Genomic DNA, 23124 nt, shown 5'->3' on the forward strand with positions numbered 1-23124 from the left:
AAATTCAACTTTTCCTATCTTAACGACTCACTGAAGATGGGAACACCTGATTTCCTCTACGAGCGCACCCCATGGCAAATCCTCTTGTATTTATCGACGGCGACCAAGGCACCACCGGGCTGCAGATCCATCAACGCCTGCGCGACCGCACCGATCTGCAACTGATCACCCTCAGCCCTGAACACCGCAAGGACCCGCAGCAGCGCGCCGAGATGATCAACGCCTGCGACATCGCGATCCTGTGCTTGCCCGACGACGCTGCGCGGGACGCTGTCGCCAGCATCAAGAATCCCGCCGTGCGGGTGATCGACGCGAGTTCCGCGCACCGTACTCATCCTGACTGGACGTACGGTTTCGCCGAGATGAACCCACAACAGGCGCAGTGCATTGCCACGGCGCAGCGGGTCAGCAATCCCGGCTGCTACCCCACCGGCGCGATTGGTTTGTTGCGCCCGTTGCTTGAGGCCGGGCTGCTGCCCAAGGACTACCCGACGACCATTCATGCCGTCTCGGGCTATTCCGGCAAGGGCCGCGCCGGCGTGCAGGAACATGAGGGCGCCGACGCCTCGCAGGCGCCGGCCTTCCTGGTCTACGGCCTGGGGCTGGAACACAAGCATGTCCCGGAAATTCAGCTGCAAAGCGGCCTGACACAGCGGCCATTGTTTGTGCCGGCCTACGGGGCTTTTCGCCAGGGGATCGTACTGACCATCCCGCTGCAACTGCGGCTGCTGGCACCGGGGGTGGATGGGTTGCAGTTACACAACTGTTTGACCCACCACTACCGCGACACCCGTCACGTACAGGTGTTATCGATGCAGGCCGCCAACGAGCTGACGTACCTTGACCCCCAAGCCCTGAACGACACGGATGACTTGCGCTTGATCGTGCGTGAGAACCACGAGACCGGCCAGGTTTTGCTGGCGGCGATATTCGACAACCTCGGCAAGGGCGCCGCAGGTGCCGCCGTGCAAAACCTGGATTTGATGCTCAAGCCGAAACAGTAGCGATCAACGCTCGCAGGTCCGCCAGCATCAACGAAAAAGGGGTGAGTCCAAAGCAGCGCAGGCTCACAGCCAGAGATTGGCCACAAGACCCCTCGATAGATTCAGGACGCCCGCGAAGATGTGCAATAGCACGGGGACCAGAATGCCGGCGCTGCGCACTCGGGCATACGCAAAGATGACTGAGAGCGTGCCGATCATCAGGCACTCTATCCAACCGCTAAACGGCATGTGTATGGCCATGTACACCGCGGTGGTGGCCAGTATCGCAACCCACCGCCAAAGGCGATTATCCAGAGGGAAGAGGCGAATCAGGAAGTACCGGTACAGGAGCTCCTCAAAAATCGGAACAATCAGGAGCCCCATTGAGAGAAGAAGCGCCCTTGGAGCTGAGGGCAGACTGCCCCGCAAGAACATCGTATAGGCCTCATACCCGTATCCCAGCCCAATATCGAGACTGGTACAGACCAGGTAAACCCCCAGTATCCATGGCAAACACAGTTTGAACGTCCTGCTCAGGTCACGGCCAATAACGGCGCGAACTCCGCCTGAGTGCCTGCGCTCGATCACCGCCACTGTCAGCAGCACCACTGCAGAGAAACCGCCGTCAATCAGCAGCGTCAGCCTGGTCAAGTTTCCTGTGCCCATAATCAGCACCAGCGCAAGTTGAATCGCGAGATATAAACCTATCGCCAGGCAGGCCATCAAGATACGACGACGCCAAGAGTAAGTGTCCATGCAAGCCGCAGGCGGCCCTGAAAGCGCTTTGTACTCCACCCCTAACTTCCTTTTCACGATTGGTATGCCGCGCATATTAACGAGCGAGCGTCACGGGAACCGATCTATTTATCTAAGCGTCACAGGCGAGCCAGCTTCAACGTCACCCAAAAAAGGGGTCAGACCACATTTAAAAAAAGCGTGGTCTGACCCCGTTTTTCCTTGAAGCGATGCCCCACGGCGGCTTCATGGGCGCACCGGAAGACGCAGAACTGGCGGCGGAACTGGTGCGTTTTGTGCGCCACTGGCTGAAACGCGACTGATCTCTGTGAGTTGACACACCCTGTAATAATCCATAAAGATGAGCGTCTTCTTCAGGGTGTGTCCTCAATGTCTGCAACGACCTTCAACTTTTCCGTCATTGGCTTGATTGCCAAGGCGCAGAGTTGCGTTGCGCATGCCCTCAAATCGAAGAAACAGTCGCTCATGTGACCGGGGCGCGCTGTCCCGTCAGATGAGCTGACAGGACATTGAGCGCGAAGGCCCCCTCCTCTTGCTTACCTCCCTCTGCCCTTCTGACGGTGACTCAATCGGTCAACCATCAGGAGAAAGCGCATGTCATCGTTTCAAGGTATCTGGGTTCCCGTCGTCACACCGTTTCATAACGGCGCCATCGACTTCATCGGCTTGCGCCGCCTGGTCTGCCATCTGCTGGAAAAGGGCGTGGCCGGGATCATGGCCTGCACCACCACCGGCGAAGCCGCATCACTCAGCCGCGATGAGCAACTGGCAGTGCTGGATGCCGTGCTGGAGCTGGTGCCGCCGCAGCACGTGGTGATGGGCCTGGCGGGGTATAACCAGATTGAACTGTTGCAGTTTCAGGCCGAAATCCTGAAACGCCCGGTGGCCGGCTTGCTGGTGCCACCGCCGAGCTACATCCGCCCGTCCCAGGCGGGCCTTGAAGGGTTCTTCCGCACCGTGGCGGATGCGTCCAGCGTGCCGATTATTCTGTATGACATTCCCTATCGTACCGGCATCGCCTTCGAACAGGCGACGCTGCTGAACATCGTCGCCCATGAACGGATCGTCGCGATCAAGGATTGTGGCGGCAACCTGGCCAACACCCTGGCGCTGCTGGCCAGCGGGAATGTGGATGTGTTGTGTGGTGAAGATGTGCAGATATTCAACGCGCTGTGCCTGGGGGCGACCGGCGCGATTGCCGCGTCGGCGCATGTGCGGACCGAGGCGTTTGTGAGGCTGCATCGTCAGGTTCGCGATAACCAATTGATGGCGGCTCGTCAGACGTTTTTCGAGCTGCTGCCGTTGATTCACACGATGTTCGTGGAGCCCAACCCCGCGCCAGTGAAGGCCGCGCTGGCGATGGAGGGGTTGATCGGCAGTGAGTTGCGGGCGCCGATGCTGGCGGCGAGTGAGACGGTGGTGAATCAATTGCAGCAAGTCTTGGCCACGCTCGAATAACCTGTGGCGAGGGAGCTTGCTCCCGCTGGGGTGCGAAGCGCCCCCAAAACCGGACACCCCATTTTATCGGGTGAAAAGAGGTGTCTGAATTGGGGCTGCTGCGCAGCCCAGCGGGAGCAAGCTCCCTCGCCACAGGGATTGGGGCCAGCCAACTTTTCAGTATGAAGGGCTTATCTCCTTGCCACCGCCAACCGGTGCAATGTGATCTTGCGCACCTCTTGCTTGCTGACCTCAATGTGGGCCTTGAGCAGTTGCTGCGCCTGGTCGCTTTGCCGCTGCATGATCGCCCGCAGAATCAACCCATGCTCCTCGTACGTCGCGGCAATGCGCGATTGCTGGGTGAAATCCAGCCGCCGGATAATGCGGATTTTCTCGGTAATCTCGTAATGCATGCGCGCCATTTCAGCGTTGCCCGTGGCCTGCACCAGCCCGCAGTGAAACGCCTCATCCAGCGCCGAGACAACTTGGGCTTCGTCCAGCCGGGCACTTTCGTCCACCAGCCAGATGGCCTCAAGCGGTTCAAGACCCTGCTCCGCCATGTCACACAAGCGACTGACGGCCGCTAACTCCAGCACGATCCGAACGTCGTAAAGCTCTTCAAAATAGTTGAAGTCGAACGGCCGGACCTGCCAGCCACTCCTGAAAAAAACCTCCAGGTACCCTTCACGCTCCAGTCGATACAGTGCCTGGCGCACCGGCGTGCGGCTGGCTTGCATACGTTCGGCTATATCGCCCTCGCTGAAGCGATCACCCGGCAACAAACGAAAGCCGAAGATGTCGTCTTTCAACTGCTGGTACGCCCGCTCTGCCAGGCTGTCCGGCCGTTCGCTGGGCTTTCTGGTGGTGGAGAGCTGCATACCTACGCCCTGCTCGCCATGTAGGCGCGCCAGCCGCCGAACTCGGTGATGTCGGTGGCGCCTGCGAGGGCCCAGGGTTCGCAGATGAAGCCTTTCACGCTGCGCCCGTCCGCCAGGGTCAGGTTGCCGATGCCCAGCGGCGCGGGAATCTCGGCGACGAACTCGCCAAAGCGGGCGATGGGCATGTCCCACAGTTCAACGATGATCGAGCGGCCCGAGTCATCCCTGGCCAGCCCGGGCTTGGGCGGAACCGTGCCCGGCAGCGCATGCAGGCGGTAGTGGCTTGCCGTCAGGGTTTGTTCCACCAGCACTGCATTACGGCTGGTCAACTGGAAGTTCAGCGGCATCCCGGTGAGGTGCGCGCCCACCACCGCCACCCGCACGCTGCCCGGGGCCTGGCGCGCCGGTGCCGGTTGCGGCAGGGAACGTTCAGTGGCGCCCAACGGCAGATCGAGGCCGGCCTGCCAGCGTTTGCCCAGGTGCGCCAGCGCCGCGTCGTGCCAGGCCGGCGCGATCAGGGTGATGCCGCACGGCAGGCCATCGCTGCGCAGCCCGGCGGGCACGGCCAGTGCCGAGAGGTCGGCCAGGTTGGTGAAATTGGTGTAAAAGCCAAACTGCGAGTTGTAGAGCACCGGCTCCACGGCCATTTCCGCCAGCGTGCGAATCGTCGGGGATGTTGGAACCAGCAACGCATCGAAACCGGCCAGGCTGTCGTTGATACGCCGGCTCAATTCGGCCCGCAGGTATTCGGCTTTATAGGCATCGCAGGCGCTGTACGTGTGGCCGTTTTCGACGATGCCGCGCACCACCGGGTTGATCGCTCCGGGGTTGCTGGCGAACATGCCTTCCATCGCGACCGTGCGCTCTGCCACCCAGGAGCCAAAATACAACTGTTCGGCGAGTTGCTGAAAAGGGCTGAAATCTATCGGAGTGATCTCGGCGCCGATGGATTGAAACCTGAGCAACGCCTGTTCAAACACGGCCTGGTTCTGTGCATCGCCAAAAAACTCCAGGCTGGCCGGAACCGCCAGCTTGATGGTGGCGCCAACTGCGACCGGCGCGGTGTTGGGGTTAACACGGGAATACGCGTCACTGGCGTCGTAAGCGGCTGCTACGCCGGCCACTACATCGGCATCTTCGACGGTCAACGCGAACACCGAAATGCAGTCCACGGTGCGGCACGCGGGCACCAATCCGGTGTTGGACAAACGCCCCTTGGTCGGCTTCAACCCGACAATATTGTTGAAGCCCGCCGGCACCCGTCCGGAACCTGCGGTGTCGGTGCCCAAGGAGAACGCCACCAGGCCACGAGCAACCACCGAGGCCGAACCCGAGCTGGAACCGCCGCTGACATAATCCGGGTTGAAGCTGTTACCGACTGCGCCGTAAGGCGAGCGCGTCCCAACCAGGCCAGTGGCGAACTGGTCGAGGTTGGTCTTGCCCATCAGGATCGCCCCGGCCGCGCGCAACCGGGCAACCACCGAGGCATCTGCTTGAGCCGTATAGGCAAATTCAGGGCACGCAGCGGTGGTCTCCCAGCCCGCCGCATCGATGTTGTCCTTGATCGCGAACGGCACACCGTACAGCGGCAACTTGTCGAGATCGCCGTCGACCGCCATCAGCCGCTCGGCCAGTTGCGCCAACTGGGCACTCAACTGCTGCGGTTGCACCTGGCTGATCCAGGTATTGTCCTGGGCGGGAAACGTGCCCGCCAGGGTCAACAGAATGTCGGGCGTCAGCGCGTGGCTGCGGTATGCGGCCTGCCATTCACCCAGGGTCCAGCCGAGTTGTTCGTTGTGCATTGAGGATTCCATCTTGTATCCAAGTTTGGATTTCTTTTAGCAAGCGCTGGGCCAATCAGCTGCAAGCCAATGAATACCTGGCCTTGGCGAAAATACAGGGTAAGAGCAGCCCTCGTACGTGCTCCGTGATGAAGCAGCAATGCGCCAAAAAAAGACATTCAGGCGGCCGTCCGGTTGCGACCTGCGCGATACCGGCCTATGTTCGAAACCATGCTCTAAAAACTGCTGTCCATCCCATACGCCCTTTCCGTAGCCAGGTGACGACATGCCCACCGCTTCCCGCCCCGCCGTGCTCGAACTGATCGGCAACACCCCGCTGGTGCGGGTCAGCCGCTTCGATACCGGCCCGTGCACGCTGTTCCTCAAGCTTGAATCCCAAAACCCCGGCGGCTCGATCAAGGACCGCATCGGCCTGGCCATGATCGACGCCGCCGAACGCGACGGCCGCCTGCGCCCCGGTGGCACCATCATTGAAGCCACCGCTGGCAACACCGGCCTCGGCCTGGCACTGGTAGGCCGCGCCAAGGGTTACCGAGTGGTGCTGGTGGTGCCCGACAAGATGTCCACCGAGAAGGTCTTGCACCTCAAAGCCATGGGCGCCGAGGTGCACATCACCCGCTCCGATGTCGGCAAGGGCCACCCCGAGTATTACCAGGACGTCGCCGCCCGGCTGGCCAAAGACATTCCCGATTCGTTCTTCGCCGACCAGTTCAATAACCCGGCCAATCCCCTGGCTCACGAGACCAGCACCGCCCCGGAAATATGGGCCCAGACCCAGCATGACCTGGACGCCATCGTGGTGGGCGTGGGCTCGGCCGGCACCCTCACCGGCCTGACCCGGTTCTTCAAGCGCGTGCAGCCCGACCTGGCCATGGTGTTGGCCGACCCGGTCGGCTCGGTGATGGCTGAATACAGCCGCAGCGGCACCCTGACCGAACCCGGCTCGTGGGCGGTGGAAGGCATCGGCGAAGACTTCATCCCCTCGATCGCCGACCTCTCCAGCGTGCGCCACGCTTACTCGATCAGCGACGAAGAAAGCTTCGACCACGCCCGCCAGTTGCTGCGGGCCGAAGGCATTCTGGGCGGTTCCTCCACCGGCACCCTGCTCGCCGCGGCGCTGCGTTATTGCCGCGAACAGACCGAACCCAAGCGCGTCGTCACCTTCGTTTGTGACACCGGCACGCGCTACTTGTCGAAGGTCTACAACGACCAATGGATGAACGACGCCGGCCTGCTGCAATACAAACACTACGGCGACCTGCGCGACCTGATCGCCCGCCGCTTCGAAGACGGCCGGGTGATCAGCGTCGGCCCCGACGACAGCCTGCTCACCGCGTTCCAGCGCATGCGCCTGGCGGACGTCTCGCAACTGCCGGTGCTGGTGGACGGGCAAAAACTGGTGGGTGTGCTCGATGAGTCAGACGTACTGCTTGGCCTGCACCAGAACGCCGCGCACTTCTCCATGACCGTCGCCAGTGCCATGACCAACGCCCTCCAGACCCTTGCGCCCAGCGCCAGCCTTGCGCAATTGCAGGCCGAGCTGGATCGCGGACTGGTTGCAATCATTGCCGACGCGTCGGGCTTCTACGGCCTGATCACCCGCGTCGACCTGCTCAATCACCTACGGAGATCCCTTGCATGACCCAGCACGATAAAAGCGCCTTCGCCACCCGCGTGATCCATGCCGGGCAATCCCCGGACCCGACCACGGGCGCGCTGATGCCGCCGATCTACGCCAACTCCACCTACCTGCAGGAAAGCCCCGGGGTTCACAAAGGCTTCGACTACGGGCGCTCCCACAATCCGACGCGCTTCGCCCTGGAGCGCTGCGTAGCGGATCTTGAAGGCGGCACCCAGGCCTTCGCGTTTGCCTCCGGGCTGGCGGCGATTTCCACCGTGCTGGAACTGCTCGACGCCGGTTCCCACGTGGTCTCCGGCAATGACTTGTACGGCGGCACCTTCCGCCTGTTCGACAAAGTGCGCCAACGCAGCGCCGGGCATCGCTTCAGCTTCGTCGACCTGACTGACCTGTCGGCCTTCGAAGCCGCGTTGCAGGACGACACGCGGATGGTCTGGGTCGAAACCCCCAGTAACCCGCTGTTGAGCCTGACCGATCTCAGCGCCATTTCACGCATCTGCCGTGCCCGGGGCATCATCTGCGTGGCCGACAACACCTTCGCCAGCCCCTGGATCCAACGCCCGCTCGAATTGGGTTTCGACATTGTTGTGCACTCCACCACCAAGTACCTCAACGGCCACTCCGATGTGATCGGCGGTATTGCGGTGGTCGGCCAGAATCCCGAGTTGGCCGAGCGCGTGGGCTTCCTGCAAAATTCCGTGGGCGCAATTGCCGGGCCGTTTGACGCCTTCCTGACTTTGCGCGGGGTGAAGACACTGGCGCTGCGCATGGAACGGCATTGCAGCAACGCACTGGAACTGGCGACATGGCTGGAGCAACAGCCGCAGGTGGCGCGGGTTTACTACCCTGGACTGGCCTCGCACCCGCAACATGAACTGGCGCGCCGGCAGATGCGCGGGTTTGGCGGGATGATTTCGGTAGACCTCAAAACCGACCTCGCGGGTGCGACACGCTTCCTGGAAAACGTGAAGATCTTTGCCCTGGCCGAAAGCCTCGGCGGTGTGGAAAGCCTGATCGAACACCCGGCGATCATGACCCATGCGAGCATCCCGGCGGCGACCCGGGCGCAGTTGGGGATTGGGGATGGGCTGGTGCGGTTGTCGGTGGGCGTTGAGGATGTAGAGGATCTGCGAGCGGACTTGGCGCAGGCGTTATCCACGATCTGAATAACACCGCAGAACACTGTGGCTGGGGAGCTTGTTGTAGTGAGGGAGCTTGCTCCCGCCGGGCTGCGTAGCGGCCCCAAATTTCCGGGAGCGCTGCGCACTCCAGCGGGAGCAAGCTCCCTCACCACAGGTTACTCGGTGAGGCTAAGGCAGAGCACACCGGCCAGCCCGCACAGGCAAGCCACTCCCACGCAGTAAGCGACCGTACGCAACGGCTGGCGGCCACCCAGGTACATCAGCGTATGCATCACCCGAACGACGGTGAACGTGCAAAACAGCCAGGTCGTGGCAACGCTGGTCGCCTCCAATGCGACGCACAACCCACCCAGGACAAAGAACAACGGAATATTCTCCAGGTCATTCGCCCAGGCTCTGGCACCTCGGCTGACCTGCGGCAGTTCCTGCGAATTAGCCGCCCGCTTGAAGAAGCCGGCATCCTCACTGTTGATGAAAGCAAGGTGCCTGAGGCGGAAATAGCCTTGATAGCAAGAGATCGCCAACATCTTGATGAACAGTACCAACACGCACAGGGCATACACCTTCATCATCGGCTCCCCGAACAGCGGCGGAACCCGTTGACCACGAGATACAACAGCGGCCCCACGGACACAAAAACCGCCGTTATCAACCAATAAGGCAACACCGACACCACGGATTTGCCTCTGGCCCGCGCGTCCCGGTACATCCAAATACACGCCATCAGCGCCATCAGGTACAGGTCGATCACCACCTGGGCGGTGTCCGGCCTCGCCATCAATTCAAGCCCGAAGGCCATGAGCGATTGCTCGGCCATCAGCATCGTGATCAATGTGTACAGGGTAAAAGCCAATAACCCGGCCAGGGCAATCCAGGGTCTGCGCATGCTCTCCTCCTTGGAGACAACGGTTCGACAAGCTGCACATTAGTGATAACGTCCGACCCTTCTCAATGACCTCACAGGTCATCGACACCACCGACCCGCACGGCCAGAGTCAGCCCATGAGCAGCCCACCTTTCCCCCGCGCCAACCCCGACACCACCGCCGGCGCGCAACTGCGCGTGCTGCGTCGGCAAGCCCAATTGAGCCAACTGGAACTGGCGCTGATCACCGGGGTTCCCAGCGCCACCTGAGCTGTATCGAGACAGGGCGCGCCAAGCCAAGCCCGGGCACCCTGCATAATTTGCTGATGGCGCTGGAGGCGCCGTTGGAGCAGTGCAACAACGTGTTCCTGGCCGCAGGTTTTGCCCCGCGCTATGAGGCAACCCCGCTGTCTTCGCCATCAATGGAGGCCATTCGCGAGGCGATCAGCCATGTGCTGCACGCGAATAATCCTGTACCGGCGATCGTGCTGGGCAGTCACTGGGAGGTGCTCGCCGCCAATGCCAGCACGCAGGTGCTGTTCGATCTGGTGGGGATCAAGCCGGAGGCGGCTGATGGACTGAATTTGCTGGTCACCTTGCTGCAGCCGGGCGGCCTGGGTGATCACTTGGTCAACGCTGAAGAAATCCGCACCATCGCCTGGCAGCGAGCAACCCGCGAGGCCTTGGGCAATCCGCAACTTGCCAGGCTTTTAGAACGCCTGCCGGCCCCGCAGAGTACCGAAGTATTGATCAATGAACTGCCGCCACTGGTGCTGACACGCGTCAACTCGCGTGAGGGTCCGCTGAACTTCATGTCGACCTTCACGACCTTCGGCATGCCCCAGGACATCACCGTGACGTCGCTGCGCATCGAGCATCTGATTCCGGCGGATGCACAGACGTGGCAGGTGATGACCGCGGCGTATGAGCGGTCGAAATAGGCAATGCCTTGCCGGACTCGGCAACCCATGATCGAGGTCACCAACCCCACGCCCGAGGTCAAGGCCAAGCTGGGCGACCTTCAACGATAAAAACAACGCCGTCGAACTGCCCGATTTCCAGTCACTCAGCAAAAGCGACGCCACCCATGTGGCCAACGGTCTTCAGTACCTGCTCGACATCGGGCGCCTCGATGGCAAGGCCATCAGCGCGAAAAATGGCGACCAGTCGACCGATAACATCGCGGCCTACAAGGATTGGCTGCAGGCGCATATCGGTGTGGATGTGCAGGCCTGAGACGGTTCCGTTTTCGGCACCCACCCGCGGGATCTGGCCGCTGATTTAGACATGGTTGCCGTCCCTTAACAGCGGCGTGTAGTTGCCGCCGATCTTGAACTCGTCGAGTTGATAACCCAGGCGCACCATGGCCGCCGCGTACTGTTGATCCGGTGTCATGTCTTATTGTCCTTATAGGCTGTTGCGGCGCTGCCATTCATCCACCACATCGCCCATGGTCTTGGGGATGTCGTTACCAATCCACGCCATGAAATCGCGGTCGAACTTGAACCCAGCACCGCAGTGTTCAAGCATGAAGCGGCGCACGTTCTGAGTGTTTCTGTATTGCCGGGTGACGCAAGTACTGCGCTGGATCGAATCACTGTGCCAATTAAAAAGCATTGCATTCCCTCGCCGGTTTTGGAGCAGCGGGCACAGCATAGCCATGCGCTTTTTATACGGGAAGTAGCGCCAACGATTTCGAAAGTGATATGACGACTGCTCACGATCAATATGGCTTATCTGCTGGCTTACGTGAAATTTCACTTTCCTTGACCATGCAAAATACGGCATGGTTGTACGACGACTATAAGGCCCGTCCTGTGTCGTACCAGTACCCCACAACAACAAGGAAACACCCATGCAAAACATCAAGGTTCTGATTGGTTTTCTGTGCCTGTTCAGCGGTTACGCGGCCGCCGCGCCTGCCGCAACCGACAAGGATGTAGCCGTTGCGGTCGATCATCTGACCCAGGCCATGCTGCACAAGGACATCCCGCAACTGCAAGCCCTCACCGCCAACAACCTCACCTACGGCCACTCCAGCGGCAAGATCCAGAACAAGCAGGAATTTATCGCCGACATTGAAACCGGCAGAAGCGGTTTCAAGACCCTGGAAATGCAAAAACAGACCATCACCCTCAATGGCGACACCGCGCTGGTGCGCAACCACTTCTCCGCCCAGGCCGTAAACAGCGGTGTTGAAGTGCCCACCGAAATTGAAAACTTCCAGGTTTGGCAGAAGCAGAAAGGCAAGTGGCTGCTGATCGGGCGTCAGGCGTACAAGTTCTGACAGCAGCCGGATGCCTTCCTGTGAGGAGGGAGCCTGTTGTGAGGGAGCTTGCTGTGGCGAGGGAGCTTGCTCCCGCTGGAGTGCGCAGCGCTCCCAGCTTTTTGGGGCCGCTACGCAGCCCAGCGGGAGCAAGCTCCCTCGCCACGGTCATCTCAAGAGCCATCGAGATGCGTCGGTAAACGGCCTAGTACGCCTCCACCGCCCAGCGCACCTTCACCAGCGCCTCACGCAACACGGCCCGGTCTACCGAGCCCAGCGCCACGCGTAATGCATGGGGCACGTGGGCCGAGACGGCAAACGGCTCGGCGGTGGACACCGAGATATTTTCCCGCGCCAGCGCCATGGTGATCTGGTCGGCGCGGGCCTCTTCCGGCAAGGGCAGCCACAAAAAATAAGAACACGGATGGCGGATCACATTGAGCCCCGCCAACACCTCATCGGCCACCGCCTGGCGCGCCCGGGCATCCTCGCGCTTTTGCGCTTCCAGTTGCAGCACCGTGCCGTCGTCGAGCCACGCGGCGGCAAGGGCGGTCATCACCCCCGGGGTGTTCCAGGTGGTGGCCATGACCGTACGTTCCAGCGCCGCCATCCACTGCGAAGGCGCGGCCACGAACCCCACCCGCAGGCCGGTGGCGACACTCTTGGACAGCCCCGACACGTACACCGTGCGCTCCGGCGCCAGTTCGGCCACAGGCGGCGGCGCATCCTCGGCTAAGAACGCGTAGGCGGCGTCCTCGATCAGGATCAAATCATGCAGGCGTGCAATCGCTATCAAGTGCTCGCGCTGCTCCCTGCTCATCACCCAGCCCAACGGGTTATGCAGGGTCGGCATGCTGTACACGGCGCGTACCGGGCGCCGGGCGCAGAGCTTTTCGAGGAAGGCCAGGTCCGGGCCAGTCGCGGTCACCGGGATCGCGACGATTTCCAGGTGCAGCGTCTCGGCCAGCACCTTGAACCCGGAATAGGTCAGCGCATCCACCGCCACTACATCGCCGGGTCTGAGAAGCGACATCATCGTCACCGCCAACCCATGCTGGGCACCGCTGACAATCAGCACCTGTTCGGCTTGCACCGTCAACCCACGGCTCGCCAGATGCCGCGCCACCGCCGCCCGCTCGTGCAGGCGGCCGGCGTGGGGCTGGTAGCGCAGCAGTGAGGCCAGGTCGCCGGACAGCGCCAGCTGACGCAAGGCGGTGCGCAGCACGTCGGTCTGGCCCGGCAACGAAGGGTAGTTGAAGTTGAGATCGATCATGCCCGCTGCCACGGCGATCTGGCCGACACCCTGCCCCGGCGACAGCGCGATTTCGCGCACAAAGGTTCCGCGCCCGGTCTCGCCGCTGACCAACCCCATGGCCGCAAGCTCGGTATACACCCGGCTGGCCGTGACCAGCGCCAGCCCATGGCTGGCGGCCAACTGGCGATGAGTCGGCAAACGAGTACCCGCCGCCAGCGTGCCGGAGCGGATATCCCGGGCGAAGGTGTCCACCAAGGTTTTGTAGCGGGCGCGGGCCATAGGCGATGTATCCATGACAATTTTTTGATTGTCTGGATACTGAATCATAGGATGCGGCGGACGCAACTTATCCTTATCGAGCCCGCCCCCCATGGAACGCACCACTCACCTCAACGCCCAGGAACACAACGCCAGCGGCTGGATCAATGGCTTTATCGGCGTGGTGATCTTCAGTGGCTCGCTACCCGCCACGCGCCTGGCGGTGCTGGAATTTGATCCGGTGTTCCTGACCGTCGCCCGCGCCACCATCGCCGCCCTGCTCGGCCTGAGCCTGCTGTGGCTGTTCAAGGAACAGCGCCCGGCCCGCAGCCAGTGGCTGCCATTGGCAATCGTCGCACTGGGCGTGGTGATCGGCTTTCCGCTGCTCACGGCCTTGGCCTTGCAGTACATCACCAGCGCCCACTCCATCGTCTTTGTCGGCCTGCTGCCATTGGCTACGGCGGTGTTCGGCGTAGTGCGCGGCGGCGAGCGGCCAAAGCCGGTGTTCTGGTTGTTTTCGATCCTGGGCAGCCTGCTGGTGGTGGGCTACGCCGTCTCCCAAGGCCTGAGCGCCGCGCCCCTCGGGGATGTGCTGATGCTGCTGGCAATATTGGCGTGCGGCCTGGGTTATGCCGAAGGCGCCAAGCTGTCGCGCACCCTGGGCGGCTGGCAGGTGATCTGCTGGGCACTGGTGATCTCGCTGCCGGTCGTCGCGCCACTGACCGCCATCCTCAAGCCCGCGTCTTTCACAGGTATCAGCCTGCCGGCCTGGCTCTGCCTGGCCTATGTGTCGCTGTTCAGCATGCTGATCGGGTTTGTGTTCTGGTATCGCGGGCTGGCCCAGGGCGGTATCGCCGCCGTGGGGCAATTGCAGTTGCTGCAACCGTTCTTTGGCCTGGCGCTCGCCGCCACGCTGCTGCATGAACAGGTGAGCCTGGGCATGCTGGTGGTGACGGTGGCGGTGATTGCCTGTGTGGCGGGCGCGAAGAAGTTTGCGCGCTAGCGTTGGGGTGCAACCATCTTGAACTTGATGGTGATCTCATTCGACACCACGCTGTCCGCCCACTCGCCCGCGCCGATCTTGAAGTCATCGCGTTTAAGCACTAACTCGCCGTCGAACACGCCAATGCCGCTCTGCTCCTTGAGCGCCACCTTGACCTCCACCGGTTTGGTCTGGCCTTTAAGGGTCAGGTTGCCGCTGAACAGGTAGCGGTTGGCGCCAAGGTCAGTGATGTGGGTCGAGGTAAAGGTGCCCACCGGGTAAGTCGTCATGTCGAACCAGCCGGGCTTGGGCAGTTCAGTGTTGGCGTTGTCGCTGCCGGCATTGATGCTCGGTAGCTGAATGGTCAGCACGGTGCTGGCGGCGGCGGGGTTTTGCGTATCGAAACTCAGGGTCGCCGAATACGTGCCAAACGTGCCGTATACCTGCTGGCCCATCTGGTCATAGGTGAAGCTGATGGTGCTGGCCGCCGGGTTGACGTCGGTGTATTCCACGGCATAGGCGTTGGACAAGGTGCCGAGGGTAAGGAAGGCTGCTAGCAATCGACGTTTCATGGGATTCTCAACCGGGAATAAAACACGCTGTGCAGAAGTAACAGCGTAGGTGCTGGATTTATTCCCGCCCGTGGCATTAGGCTCGTGCCCCGACGGAACTCAAACAACAAGGAGCCACGATGCCCGCGCTTTCCCTGCAAGACACCACCGCCCCCGAAGGCGTCTGTTATGGCTGCGGCAGCAGCAACCCCCATGGGCTGCACATCAAGAGCCGCTGGGACGCCGACGGCATCCACGTGATCGCCGAGCACCAGCCCGACGCCCAATACTGCGGCTGGCCAGACCTGGTCTACGGCGGCTTGATCGCGATGCTGGTGGACTGTCACTCCAATTGGACAGCCATGGCCTACCACTACCGGGCCGAACAACGCGAACCTGGCAGTCTGCCGCGTATCGACTGCGTGACCGGCAACCTGGGCATCAAATTCATCAAGCCGACCCCGATGGGCGTACCGCTGACCTTGCGCGCGAAAGTCGAGGGCGACGTGGGGCGCAAAAGCCGCGTGGTCTGCGAGGTGTACGCCGATGGCGTGCTCACGGCAATCGGCGATTCAGTGTTCGTGCGGGTCGACACCGGGCAATTGGCCGCCGCTGCCCATGGCCGGCAAGCCTGATACTGGTCTACATTCAGTCCCACCGCTAATCGAGGACGCCACCGATGACTCGCCTGACTGCCAAAGACTTTGCCCCTGAACTGCTGGAGCTTTACGACGGCTACGCCCATGGCAAGATCAACCGCCGCGAGTTTCTCGACCGCGCGGCGCTGTTCACCTTTGGCGGGCTGACGGCGTCGGCCCTGCTCGCCGCCCTGAGCCCCAACTATGCCCTGGCCGAACAGGTGAAATTCACCGACCCGGATATCGTTGCCGACTACATCACCTACCCCTCACCCAAGGGCAACGGCACGGTGCGTGGCTACCTGGTGCGCCCGGCCAAGGCCACCGGCAAGCTGCCGGCGGTGGTGGTGGTGCATGAGAACCGTGGGCTTAATCCGTACATCGAAGACGTCGCCCGGCGGTTGGCCAAGGCCGGGTTTATTGCCTTGGCGCCGGACGGTTTGACCTCGGTGGGCGGCTATCCCGGCAATGATGAGAAAGGTGTGGAGTTGCAGCAGAAGGTCAATCCCGAGAAGCTGATGAATGACTTTTTCGCGGCCATCGAATGGTTGATGCACCACGATGCAAGCACCGGCAAGGTGGGGATTACCGGGTTCTGTTATGGCGGCGGCGTGACCAATGCGGCAGCGGTGGCTTATCCGGAGTTGGGCGCAGCGGTGTCGTTTTATGGGCGCCAGCCGGAGGCCAAGGATGTACCACGGATAAAGGCCCCGATCATGCTGCATTACGCAGAGTTGGACACGCGAATTACCGAGGGCTGGCCGGCGTATGAGAAAGCGCTGAAGGCGGCGGGTACGACGTATGAAGCGTTTATCTACAAAGGCGCCAACCATGGGTTCCACAATGATTCGACGCCGAGGTATGACGAAGCGGCGGCGAACCTGGCGTGGGAGCGCACGCTCGGCTGGTTCAAAAAATACCTGGCCTGAACACACCGCTCATGTAGGAGCTGGCTTGCCGGCGATGCTGACACCTCGGTCCATCAGGTACACCAAGTTGATGCCATCGCCGGCAAGCCAGCTCCTACGGTCAGTGTTCCAGCGCATACCGCCGACAGTGGTTGAGGTAACCTTCCTCATGGCTACCTACCAACTGCACCACACTGGTCCATAACCATGAAGGCGCATCCAGCTGCTTCGAGCGGTTCTCCTGCAATACCGCCATCCAGTCCTTGCGCGTGTCACGGTCCATCTGCCGCGCATGGGCGACGCCGACCACCCGCGCCAGGTACCCGGCCGCGTGCATCGCATCAACCTCACTCAGCTCATCCAGCTCCAGTTTCATGTCCTGGGGCAGCAATTCACGGATGAAAAACCCGTGATCCAGAAACCGCGTCGCCAGCATCCGCTCCCCCAGCGACGGCGACAGGTGCCGCGCGCCCTCCACCACCCGCCGCCCGTTATCACGAGGCATCTTCGCCCGTGCCGCACGCGGCGCTGCAGCGCCCACCGCTTCCTTAATATCGAGCAGGCAGTATTCCTGATCTTCCTTGTCCCCAACCCCCAACAACACCGCATACCGCAACAACCCGAGGGAGCTGCAGCCCTTGACCCAATACGCCGAATCCAACAGCTCAACCTCGTCATCGTTTGAGCGGCCTTTGAGCGAAGTCACCAGCCGGTGAATTTCATCCGAGGCGCACAAGGTCTCAAGGGCTGACTTTTCCGCCCGTGACAACGCCCAGAAATGCTTGCCCAACGGGATCGTCGGCCGGGTGTTTTCAATACGCTCACGGGCCAGGTTCTTCCAGGTGCGCTCCACCGCGCTGCGCATGCCGGCCTTGACCTGGGACGGGCGCGGCGGCGCCTCGTCAGGCTTGTCCTTGAACGCCTGCTCATACCCCACCATCATCTCTTCGAGCATGCGTGCAGTGGTCACCCCCGGCAAATCCGAACCGCGGGCAGCGGTAGCCAGGGACAGCGCCAGGCGCACCAGGTCATGGGCCGGGTTGCCGATCACCGTCTGGTCAAGGTCACGGATATGCATGTCGATCCGACCCTTGGTGTCGCCCGTGGGCCCGAGGTTGCCAGCATGGCAGTCACCGCAGATCCAGATCGCCGGCCCATGGGGCAAGCGCCGACCGCGCTGGCTGTGCAGCCACTCATAAAACTGAACGGTACTGCCTCGCACATAAGCGTGGGCGGAGCGCGCCATCTTCAGGTTGCGCAGTTGGATGAGGTGGGGCATTCGCGAAGAAGGACGCGGGAATTTCATAGAGGCACTCAGCCAAGGGGATACGGTAGAGGTTAGCTCGCCGCAAATGTTTCATTTTGTTTCGGTGGATTTTATTAATCGGCCTGTGCCACTCCACGCAACCACGCCTTGAATGCCGCCATCGCCGGTGTCTCGACCCGTGACTGCAAGCGTGTCAGCCAATAACTGCCGGTGGTGATGCCCACCTCGAATGGCTGGCGAATCACATCCGTCGCCAACTGCCGGCCAAACATCATGGCTGGCGCCAGAGCCACCCCCGCACCTTGCAGTGCGGCTTCCATCATCGCCAGGGACGAATCAAACACAATGCTGCGGGGCACCAGCGTGTCGGCGGGCAAGCCGGCGGCCTGGAACCACTGCGTCCACTCATCGGCGCGGTAAGAGCGCAGCAAGGTGTGCTTCAACAGGTCTGCCGGCGCCTGCAATTGCCGGGCAATCTGCGGCACGCAAAGCACCGTCAGCGGTGCTTCCAGCAACTGGCACGCCTCGGTACCGTGCCACGCACCGGCACCAAAACGAATCGCGTAATCCAGGCCTTCGGCGGCCACATCGACGCGGTTGTTGTTGGTGGACAGCCGCAAGTCGATAAACGGGTAGCGCGCCTGGAAATCCGCAAGCCTGGGCAGCAGCCAGCCCACCGCAAAGGTGCCCACCGCACCCACCGTCAATACTTCGCGGTAATGCCCGCCTTCAAACTGGCCTAAGGTTTGAGCAATCCGGTCAAAGGATTCGCGCAACACCGGCAGCAGGGTTTCGCCTTCACTGGTGAGCATCAAGCCCCGGGGCAAGCGTTTGAACAGCGTGACATTGAGCTGCGCCTCCAGGCTTTTCACCTGGTGACTGACCGCCGCCTGGGTGACGCACAACTCAATCGCCGCCCGGGTAAAGCTCAAATGTCGCGCAGAAGCTTCAAAGGCGCGCAGCGCGTTGAGGGGCAAATGGGAACGGAGCATGGCTTAACCCTAATTTTTCTAATGGCTGTTGCGAGATATCATCGTTTGTCGAAGCCGCACAAACTGCCTAGATTTGCGGCGCCCGCGCAGGTATTGGTCGTCAACACATCACCGTATGGAAGCCACATCATCATGTACGAACTTTCTTCAAAAGCACGAACGGTCACACTATTCGCCCTATTGCTCGGCGCCGGCAACTGCATGGCGGCCACAGATTTGCGCCAGGTGGTGGACAGTACCGTCGAACCCCTGATGCAGCAACAAGACATCGCCGGCCTGTCGGTCGCAGTGATACAGAACGGCAAGGCGCAATACTTTAACTACGGCGTCGCATCCAGGGAAGGCAAGCAACCGGTCAGCGAAAACACCCTGTTCGAAATCGGCTCGGTGAGCAAGACCTTCACCGCCACTCTCGCAGGCTATGCCCTGGCCAACGGCAAGCTGAAACTCTCGGACCCGGCCAGCCAGTACCTGCCGGCGTTGCGTGGCGGCACATTTGACCACATCAGCCTGCTCAACCTCGGCACCTACACCGCCGGTGGCCTGCCACTGCAATTCCCGGATGAGTCCGATAACGCCAGCAAGATGATCAGCTACTACCAGCACTGGAAAGCGGATTTCGCCCCCGGCACCCAACGCCTGTACTCCAACCCGAGCATCGGCCTGTTCGGCCACCTCGCCGCCCAAAGCCTGGGCCAGCCGTTTGACCGGCTGATGGAGCAAACGCTGCTGCCGAAACTCGGCCTCAAGCACACCTTCATCACCGTGCCCAAGGCGCAGATGAACCTGTACGCCCAGGGTTACGACAAGGCCGGCAAACCGGTGCGTGTCGGCCCGGGCGCCCTGGACGCCGAGGCCTACGGCATCAAGACCAGCACCTCGGACCTGATCCACTACGTTGAAGTGAACATGCACCCGGCGAAGCTGGAAAAGCCGCTGCAACAGGCGATCGCCACGACCCACACCGGCTACTACACCGTGCAGGGCATGACCCAGGGTCTCGGCTGGGAGATGTACCCCTACCCGATCACCCTGGACGCCCTTACTGCAGGCAACTCGGCGCAAATGGCCTTTGAGCCGCACAAGGTCAACTGGCTGACGCCACCGCAGCCGCCCCATGCCGACACGCTGGTGAACAAGACCGGCGCCACTGGTGGCTTTGGCGCCTACGTGGCGTACGTGCCGAGCAAAGGCCTGGGGGTGGTGATCCTGGCGAACAAGAACTACCCGAACGCCGAACGGGTGAAAGCGGCACACGCCATCTTGAGTGCGATGGATAGATAAAACCCTGCACATATCAAATGTGGGAGCCGGGCAAGCCCGGCTCCCACATGTGTTTTGCGGTGTGCTTTAAGTTGGGTTTACATCCCAAGCCAGTGCGGCAAGGCCAGCGAGATGAATGGCAGGTAGGTCACCATGATCAGGAACACCAGCAGGATCATCAGCCACGGCAACGCCGCGCGGATGGTCTGCCCCAGCGTCAGCCCCGTCACCGCCGACGTCACAAACAGGTTCAACCCCACCGGCGGGTGCACCAGGCCGATCTCCATGTTGACCACCATCACGATCCCCAGGTGAATCGGGTCGATCCCCAGCTTCATCGCGATCGGAAAGAAGATCGGCGCCAGGATCAGCACGATCGCCGACGGCTCCATAAAGCTGCCCGCCACCAGCAACACCACGTTGACCATGATCAAAAAGCCAATCGGCGTCAGGCCTTCGGAGATCACCCACGCGGTGATTTCCTGGGGGATTTGCTCAGTCGTCAGCACGTGGGCGAAGAGCATGGCGTTGGCGATGATAAACATCAGCATGATCGCCAGGCGCCCGGACTCCATCAGGACTTTGGGGCAGTCCTTGATCTTCATGTCCTTGTAGACGAACAGCGCGACAAACGCCGAATACACCGCCGCCACCGCCGCCGCTTCCGTCGGGGTGAACATGCCGCTGTAGATGCCGCCCAGGATAATCACCAACAGCAGCAAGCCCCAGAACGCCCGGCGAGCGCAGGTGAGCCACTCACGGAACGTCGCCCGTGGCTGGGCCGGCAGTTTCTTGATGCGCGCGACAATGTAGATCGCGACCATCAACATCAAGCCCAACAGCAGGCCCGGGATTACCCCGGCCATGAACAGTTTGCCCACCGAGGTTTCGGTCGCCGCCGAGTACACCACCATCACGATCGACGGCGGAATCAGGATGCCCAGGGTACCGGCGTTGCAGATAATCCCGGCACCAAATTCCTTCGGATAGCCCGAGCGCACCATGCCCGCCACCGCAATCGAACCCACCGCCGCCACCGTGGCAGGCGAAGAGCCCGACAGCGCGGCAAACAGCATGCACGCCAACACGGCCGCAATCGCCAGGCCACCACGGATATGCCCGACGCAGGCGTTGGCAAAGTCGATCAGCCGTTGCGCCACGCCGCCGGTGGTCATGAACGCACCCGACAACAGGAAGAATGGAATCGCCAGGAAAGTGTAGGCGTCCGAGGTTTCAAACAGCTTGATCGCCAGCGAACTCACCGAGTCCGGGCTGAACATCAGGATCGACACCGCGCCCGACAAGCCCAGGGAAATCGCGATGGGCACGCCGAGGAACATGAACACGAACAGCAGCAAAAACAGACACAGAACGGCCATCAGTGACGCTCCTCATGGCTGCCGGCCAACTTGCTGGCTTCACCGGCTTCGTCGGCGAGGCCCAGCCCGGTTTGGCGGTGGGTGAAGATGCGGTAGAAAATCTCGAGGTAGCGGATGAACACCAGGGCAAAGCCGATGGGCACGATCACCACGATGTCGCCGACGTCGATGCCGAACTTGTCGAGGTCTTCAGCGCCAATGCCGGCGGTCATCACCGCACTCAGCCACTTGTAGCTGGCGACCATGAACAACCCGGCGTAGGCCAGGCAGCACAGGCAGGCGAGCATGCCCAGCAAGCGTTGCACCCGGCGCGGCGTCAGCTTGACCAGCGCGTCAACGCCGAGGTGGCCGGCGGTGCGCACGCCGTAGGAGATACCGAAGAAAATCAGCCAGCCGAACATCGCCTTGGTCAGCGCCACGCTCCAGGTCATGTCCTGGGCCCAGCCCATAGTGTGGTCACCCAGGGCGTTGAAAAGGCCGCTGCTCCAGGCCCACTTATCGGCGAGGGAAAAGAACAGCGTGTAAATGTTATTGAGCATGACGTAGACAAAAGTCACCAGGGTCATGGCAGCCAGCAGGAAGGCGATAAAACCTTCCTCCAGATGCTCCCAGGCGCGCCTTAGCGTTTGCATGGCAAAACCTCGCGAAACTGGACGGAAAATGGGCAGCCCGTAGCAGCTGTCGAGCCCCGGCGAGGCTGCGTCAGCGGTGTACCTGATACACCGCGAACGCAGCCTCGCCGGGGCTCGACAGCTGCTACGCAAGTGCGGCCATTACTGGTTCGACGCGTCGGCGGCCTTGATCAGGTCGGCACCGATTTCACCTTCGAACTTCTGCCACACCGGGCGCATCGCTTCGCGCCACAGCTGGCGTTGCTCGGGCGTCAGTTCGATGATTTCGCTGGTCTTGGCGTCGATGATCTTCTGCTTGGCCGACTGGTTCAGTGCTTCGGCCTGCTTGTTCACCTCCACGGTGACTTCGACCATGACCTGGTCCAGGGTGGTGCGCACATCCGGCGGCAGGCCGTTCCAGAACTTGGCGTTGGTAATGACCATGTAGTCGATGAGGCCGTGGTTGGACTCGGTGAAGTACTTCTGCACTTCGTTGACCTTCTGGCTTTCATAGTTCGACCAGGTGTTCTCGGTGCCATTCACGGTGCCGGTCTGCAAGCCCTGGTACACCTCGGCAAAGCTCATTTTGCGCGGGTTGGCGCGGATCGCCTTGAACTGCTCTTCCAGCACGCTGGAGGCCTGCACCCGGAACTTCAGGCCACGGGCATCCTTGGGTTCATGCAAGGCCTTGTTCGACGACAGTTGCTTGAGGCCGTTGTGCCAATAGGCCAGGCCGAGAATGTTCTTGTCTTGCATCGAGGTCAGCAGCGCCTTGCCCTGGGCGGCCTGGAAGCGGTCGACCGCCGCCAGGTCGTTGAACAGGAACGGCAGGTCGTAGATCTGGACTTGCTTGGTGTACTGCTCAAACTTGGCCAGGGACGGCGCCAGCATCTGTACATCCCCAAGCAGCAGCGCTTCCATTTCCTTGCCATCGCCGAACAGCGAGGAGTTGGGGTACACCTCGACTTTCACCCGGCCAGGCAGGCGTTCTTCAGCGAGTTTCTTGAACAGCAAGGCGCCCTGGCCTTTCGGGGTATTTTCTGCGACGACGTGGGCGAACTTGATCACGATGGGTTCGGCCGCCTGGGCCAGGCCCGCGGCAAACAAGGTGGCGGCGCAGAACAGCGCCCGAGAAAGCTTGAGCATGGAAAATCACCTTCTTATTGTTGTGTGATAGGGGCAAGGTGCCTGATGTCACGCGTATAGAGAATTTCGAATTTTAGATACCTGCGTTCGGCGTGGACGAACGCCGA

General features: G+C 61.5%; 23 protein-coding genes and 1 pseudogene. 11 read left to right on the top strand and 13 right to left on the bottom strand.

Annotated elements, in window-relative coordinates; all coding sequences use genetic code 11:
* Positions 1 to 71: 71 nt before the first annotated feature.
* Positions 72 to 1004 carry an N-acetyl-gamma-glutamyl-phosphate reductase gene (argC, locus tag ACZRN6_RS08980; RefSeq protein WP_464007751.1) on the top strand — a complete coding sequence of 311 codons (933 nt, stop codon included), beginning with the start codon at positions 72 to 74 and terminating at the stop codon, positions 1002 to 1004.
* Between the two features lie 63 nt (positions 1005 to 1067).
* Here the strand turns inward: argC and ACZRN6_RS08985 are convergent, their stop codons facing one another.
* Entirely contained in the window at positions 1068 to 1778 is a 711-nt protein-coding gene (locus ACZRN6_RS08985) for a CPBP family intramembrane glutamic endopeptidase (RefSeq protein ID WP_322145463.1), read from the bottom strand.
* Between the two features lie 555 nt (positions 1779 to 2333).
* Between ACZRN6_RS08985 and dapA the strand changes: the two genes are divergently transcribed.
* Complete coding sequence (gene dapA / locus ACZRN6_RS08990; RefSeq protein ID WP_322145464.1) at positions 2334 to 3197, top strand: 4-hydroxy-tetrahydrodipicolinate synthase; 864 nt, start codon at positions 2334 to 2336, stop codon at positions 3195 to 3197.
* Between the two features lie 170 nt (positions 3198 to 3367).
* On the opposite strand, the gene ACZRN6_RS08995 is transcribed toward dapA, so the two are convergent.
* Together ACZRN6_RS08995 and atzF are read right to left on the bottom strand one after the other, a co-directional pair.
* A complete protein-coding gene (locus ACZRN6_RS08995; RefSeq protein ID WP_464007752.1) occupies positions 3368 to 4054 on the bottom strand; it encodes a GntR family transcriptional regulator in 687 nt (228 codons plus the stop codon).
* A 2-nt stretch (positions 4055 to 4056) separates the two neighbouring features.
* On the bottom strand, positions 4057 to 5856 hold the full coding sequence (gene atzF, locus ACZRN6_RS09000; protein WP_464007753.1) for an allophanate hydrolase: 1800 nt from the start codon (positions 5854 to 5856) through the stop codon (positions 4057 to 4059).
* 265 nt (positions 5857 to 6121) lie between these two features.
* Between atzF and ACZRN6_RS09005 the strand changes: the two genes are divergently transcribed.
* The gene (locus ACZRN6_RS09005; protein ID WP_322145467.1) at positions 6122 to 7498 is read left to right on the top strand and encodes a cystathionine beta-synthase; all 1377 of its coding nucleotides are present in this window, start codon (positions 6122 to 6124) and stop codon (positions 7496 to 7498) included.
* Entirely contained in the window at positions 7495 to 8661 is a 1167-nt protein-coding gene (locus tag ACZRN6_RS09010; RefSeq protein ID WP_322145468.1) for a cystathionine gamma-synthase, read from the top strand. Before ACZRN6_RS09005 ends, ACZRN6_RS09010 begins: the two co-directional genes overlap by 4 nt.
* Positions 8662 to 8792: 131 nt before the next feature.
* Here the strand turns inward: ACZRN6_RS09010 and ACZRN6_RS09015 are convergent, their stop codons facing one another.
* Together ACZRN6_RS09015 and ACZRN6_RS09020 are read right to left on the bottom strand one after the other, a co-directional pair.
* Positions 8793 to 9206 carry an MAPEG family protein gene (locus tag ACZRN6_RS09015; protein ID WP_322145469.1) on the bottom strand — a complete coding sequence of 138 codons (414 nt, stop codon included), beginning with the start codon at positions 9204 to 9206 and terminating at the stop codon, positions 8793 to 8795.
* Positions 9206 to 9523 carry a DUF2834 domain-containing protein gene (locus tag ACZRN6_RS09020; RefSeq protein ID WP_464007754.1) on the bottom strand — a complete coding sequence of 106 codons (318 nt, stop codon included), beginning with the start codon at positions 9521 to 9523 and terminating at the stop codon, positions 9206 to 9208. The genes ACZRN6_RS09015 and ACZRN6_RS09020 overlap by 1 nt, the downstream gene beginning before the upstream one ends.
* A gap of 116 nt (positions 9524 to 9639) precedes the next feature.
* Between ACZRN6_RS09020 and ACZRN6_RS09025 the strand changes: the two are divergent.
* Together ACZRN6_RS09025 and ACZRN6_RS09030 are read left to right on the top strand one after the other, a co-directional pair.
* Positions 9640 to 10442 (top strand): annotated as a pseudogene (locus tag ACZRN6_RS09025) (MmyB family transcriptional regulator).
* A gap of 148 nt (positions 10443 to 10590) precedes the next feature.
* Positions 10591 to 10737, top strand: a complete 147-nt coding sequence (locus tag ACZRN6_RS09030) for a hypothetical protein (RefSeq protein WP_464007755.1) — start codon at positions 10591 to 10593, stop codon at positions 10735 to 10737.
* A 171-nt stretch (positions 10738 to 10908) separates the two neighbouring features.
* On the opposite strand, the gene ACZRN6_RS09035 is transcribed toward ACZRN6_RS09030, so the two are convergent.
* Positions 10909 to 11118, bottom strand: coding sequence for a DUF6434 domain-containing protein (locus tag ACZRN6_RS09035; protein WP_322145472.1), 210 nt, complete (start codon positions 11116 to 11118; stop codon positions 10909 to 10911).
* Positions 11119 to 11356: 238 nt separating this feature from the next.
* Here ACZRN6_RS09035 and ACZRN6_RS09040 point away from each other — a divergent pair, with 238 nt between their 5' ends.
* Entirely contained in the window at positions 11357 to 11788 is a 432-nt protein-coding gene (locus tag ACZRN6_RS09040; RefSeq protein ID WP_464007756.1) for a nuclear transport factor 2 family protein, read from the top strand.
* A 184-nt stretch (positions 11789 to 11972) separates the two neighbouring features.
* Here ACZRN6_RS09040 and ACZRN6_RS09045 read toward each other — a convergent pair whose 3' ends face one another.
* A complete protein-coding gene (locus ACZRN6_RS09045) occupies positions 11973 to 13301 on the bottom strand; it encodes an aminotransferase-like domain-containing protein (protein ID WP_464007840.1) in 1329 nt (442 codons plus the stop codon).
* 91 nt (positions 13302 to 13392) lie between these two features.
* Between ACZRN6_RS09045 and ACZRN6_RS09050 the strand changes: the two genes are divergently transcribed.
* On the top strand, positions 13393 to 14283 hold the full coding sequence (locus tag ACZRN6_RS09050; protein ID WP_464007757.1) for a DMT family transporter: 891 nt from the start codon (positions 13393 to 13395) through the stop codon (positions 14281 to 14283).
* Here ACZRN6_RS09050 and ACZRN6_RS09055 read toward each other — a convergent pair.
* A complete protein-coding gene (locus tag ACZRN6_RS09055) occupies positions 14280 to 14834 on the bottom strand; it encodes a YceI family protein (RefSeq protein WP_322145475.1) in 555 nt (184 codons plus the stop codon). The two genes, ACZRN6_RS09050 and ACZRN6_RS09055, sit on opposite strands and share 4 nt — an antisense overlap.
* 119 nt (positions 14835 to 14953) lie before the next feature.
* Here ACZRN6_RS09055 and ACZRN6_RS09060 point away from each other — a divergent pair, with 119 nt between their 5' ends.
* Both ACZRN6_RS09060 and yghX read left to right on the top strand, forming a co-directional pair.
* Complete coding sequence (locus ACZRN6_RS09060) at positions 14954 to 15448, top strand: PaaI family thioesterase (protein WP_322145476.1); 495 nt, start codon at positions 14954 to 14956, stop codon at positions 15446 to 15448.
* A gap of 44 nt (positions 15449 to 15492) precedes the next feature.
* The gene (gene yghX / locus ACZRN6_RS09065) at positions 15493 to 16380 is read left to right on the top strand and encodes a YghX family hydrolase (RefSeq protein WP_464007758.1); all 888 of its coding nucleotides are present in this window, start codon (positions 15493 to 15495) and stop codon (positions 16378 to 16380) included.
* A gap of 100 nt (positions 16381 to 16480) precedes the next feature.
* On the opposite strand, the gene ACZRN6_RS09070 is transcribed toward yghX, so the two are convergent.
* Both ACZRN6_RS09070 and ACZRN6_RS09075 read right to left on the bottom strand, forming a co-directional pair.
* A complete protein-coding gene (locus ACZRN6_RS09070) occupies positions 16481 to 17665 on the bottom strand; it encodes a DUF2252 domain-containing protein (RefSeq protein WP_464007759.1) in 1185 nt (394 codons plus the stop codon).
* A 74-nt stretch (positions 17666 to 17739) separates the two neighbouring features.
* The gene (locus tag ACZRN6_RS09075; protein WP_322145479.1) at positions 17740 to 18618 is read right to left on the bottom strand and encodes a LysR family transcriptional regulator; all 879 of its coding nucleotides are present in this window, start codon (positions 18616 to 18618) and stop codon (positions 17740 to 17742) included.
* 132 nt (positions 18619 to 18750) lie between these two features.
* Here ACZRN6_RS09075 and ampC point away from each other — a divergent pair, with 132 nt between their 5' ends.
* Positions 18751 to 19902 carry a class C beta-lactamase gene (gene ampC, locus ACZRN6_RS09080; protein ID WP_464007760.1) on the top strand — a complete coding sequence of 384 codons (1152 nt, stop codon included), beginning with the start codon at positions 18751 to 18753 and terminating at the stop codon, positions 19900 to 19902.
* Between the two features lie 77 nt (positions 19903 to 19979).
* On the opposite strand, the gene dctM is transcribed toward ampC, so the two are convergent.
* The 3 genes from dctM to ACZRN6_RS09095 all read right to left on the bottom strand — a co-directional run bounded on the left by dctM (position 19980) and on the right by ACZRN6_RS09095 (position 23017).
* Positions 19980 to 21260 carry a C4-dicarboxylate TRAP transporter large permease protein DctM gene (dctM, locus tag ACZRN6_RS09085; RefSeq protein ID WP_322145481.1) on the bottom strand — a complete coding sequence of 427 codons (1281 nt, stop codon included), beginning with the start codon at positions 21258 to 21260 and terminating at the stop codon, positions 19980 to 19982.
* On the bottom strand, positions 21260 to 21892 hold the full coding sequence (locus tag ACZRN6_RS09090; protein WP_322145482.1) for a TRAP transporter small permease: 633 nt from the start codon (positions 21890 to 21892) through the stop codon (positions 21260 to 21262). The genes dctM and ACZRN6_RS09090 overlap by 1 nt, the downstream gene beginning before the upstream one ends.
* Before the next feature lie 141 nt (positions 21893 to 22033).
* Complete coding sequence (locus ACZRN6_RS09095) at positions 22034 to 23017, bottom strand: TRAP transporter substrate-binding protein (protein WP_464007761.1); 984 nt, start codon at positions 23015 to 23017, stop codon at positions 22034 to 22036.
* Positions 23018 to 23124 lie beyond the last annotated feature (107 nt).

This window comes from Pseudomonas sp. A125, from assembly GCF_055409485.1.

Coding starts and splice junctions, on each gene's coding strand:
- ACZRN6_RS09035 (WP_322145472.1), bottom strand. CDS start 11,118: ATGCTTTTTAATTGGCACAGTGATTCGATCCAGCGCAGTACTTGCGTC.
- ACZRN6_RS09040 (WP_464007756.1), top strand. CDS start 11,357: ATGCAAAACATCAAGGTTCTGATTGGTTTTCTGTGCCTGTTCAGCGGT.
- ACZRN6_RS09070 (WP_464007759.1), bottom strand. CDS start 17,665: ATGAAATTCCCGCGTCCTTCTTCGCGAATGCCCCACCTCATCCAACTG.
- argC (WP_464007751.1), top strand. CDS start 72: ATGGCAAATCCTCTTGTATTTATCGACGGCGACCAAGGCACCACCGGG.
- dctM (WP_322145481.1), bottom strand. CDS start 21,260: ATGGCCGTTCTGTGTCTGTTTTTGCTGCTGTTCGTGTTCATGTTCCTC.
- ACZRN6_RS09005 (WP_322145467.1), top strand. CDS start 6,122: ATGCCCACCGCTTCCCGCCCCGCCGTGCTCGAACTGATCGGCAACACC.
- ACZRN6_RS09060 (WP_322145476.1), top strand. CDS start 14,954: ATGCCCGCGCTTTCCCTGCAAGACACCACCGCCCCCGAAGGCGTCTGT.
- ACZRN6_RS09015 (WP_322145469.1), bottom strand. CDS start 9,206: ATGAAGGTGTATGCCCTGTGCGTGTTGGTACTGTTCATCAAGATGTTG.
- ACZRN6_RS09075 (WP_322145479.1), bottom strand. CDS start 18,618: ATGCTCCGTTCCCATTTGCCCCTCAACGCGCTGCGCGCCTTTGAAGCT.
- ACZRN6_RS09020 (WP_464007754.1), bottom strand. CDS start 9,523: ATGCGCAGACCCTGGATTGCCCTGGCCGGGTTATTGGCTTTTACCCTG.
- ACZRN6_RS09010 (WP_322145468.1), top strand. CDS start 7,495: ATGACCCAGCACGATAAAAGCGCCTTCGCCACCCGCGTGATCCATGCC.
- ampC (WP_464007760.1), top strand. CDS start 18,751: ATGTACGAACTTTCTTCAAAAGCACGAACGGTCACACTATTCGCCCTA.
- ACZRN6_RS08995 (WP_464007752.1), bottom strand. CDS start 4,054: ATGCAGCTCTCCACCACCAGAAAGCCCAGCGAACGGCCGGACAGCCTG.
- ACZRN6_RS09050 (WP_464007757.1), top strand. CDS start 13,393: ATGGAACGCACCACTCACCTCAACGCCCAGGAACACAACGCCAGCGGC.
- dapA (WP_322145464.1), top strand. CDS start 2,334: ATGTCATCGTTTCAAGGTATCTGGGTTCCCGTCGTCACACCGTTTCAT.
- ACZRN6_RS09090 (WP_322145482.1), bottom strand. CDS start 21,892: ATGCAAACGCTAAGGCGCGCCTGGGAGCATCTGGAGGAAGGTTTTATC.
- ACZRN6_RS09095 (WP_464007761.1), bottom strand. CDS start 23,017: ATGCTCAAGCTTTCTCGGGCGCTGTTCTGCGCCGCCACCTTGTTTGCC.
- ACZRN6_RS09055 (WP_322145475.1), bottom strand. CDS start 14,834: ATGAAACGTCGATTGCTAGCAGCCTTCCTTACCCTCGGCACCTTGTCC.
- yghX (WP_464007758.1), top strand. CDS start 15,493: ATGACTCGCCTGACTGCCAAAGACTTTGCCCCTGAACTGCTGGAGCTT.
- atzF (WP_464007753.1), bottom strand. CDS start 5,856: ATGCACAACGAACAACTCGGCTGGACCCTGGGTGAATGGCAGGCCGCA.
- ACZRN6_RS09045 (WP_464007840.1), bottom strand. CDS start 13,301: ATGGCCCGCGCCCGCTACAAAACCTTGGTGGACACCTTCGCCCGGGAT.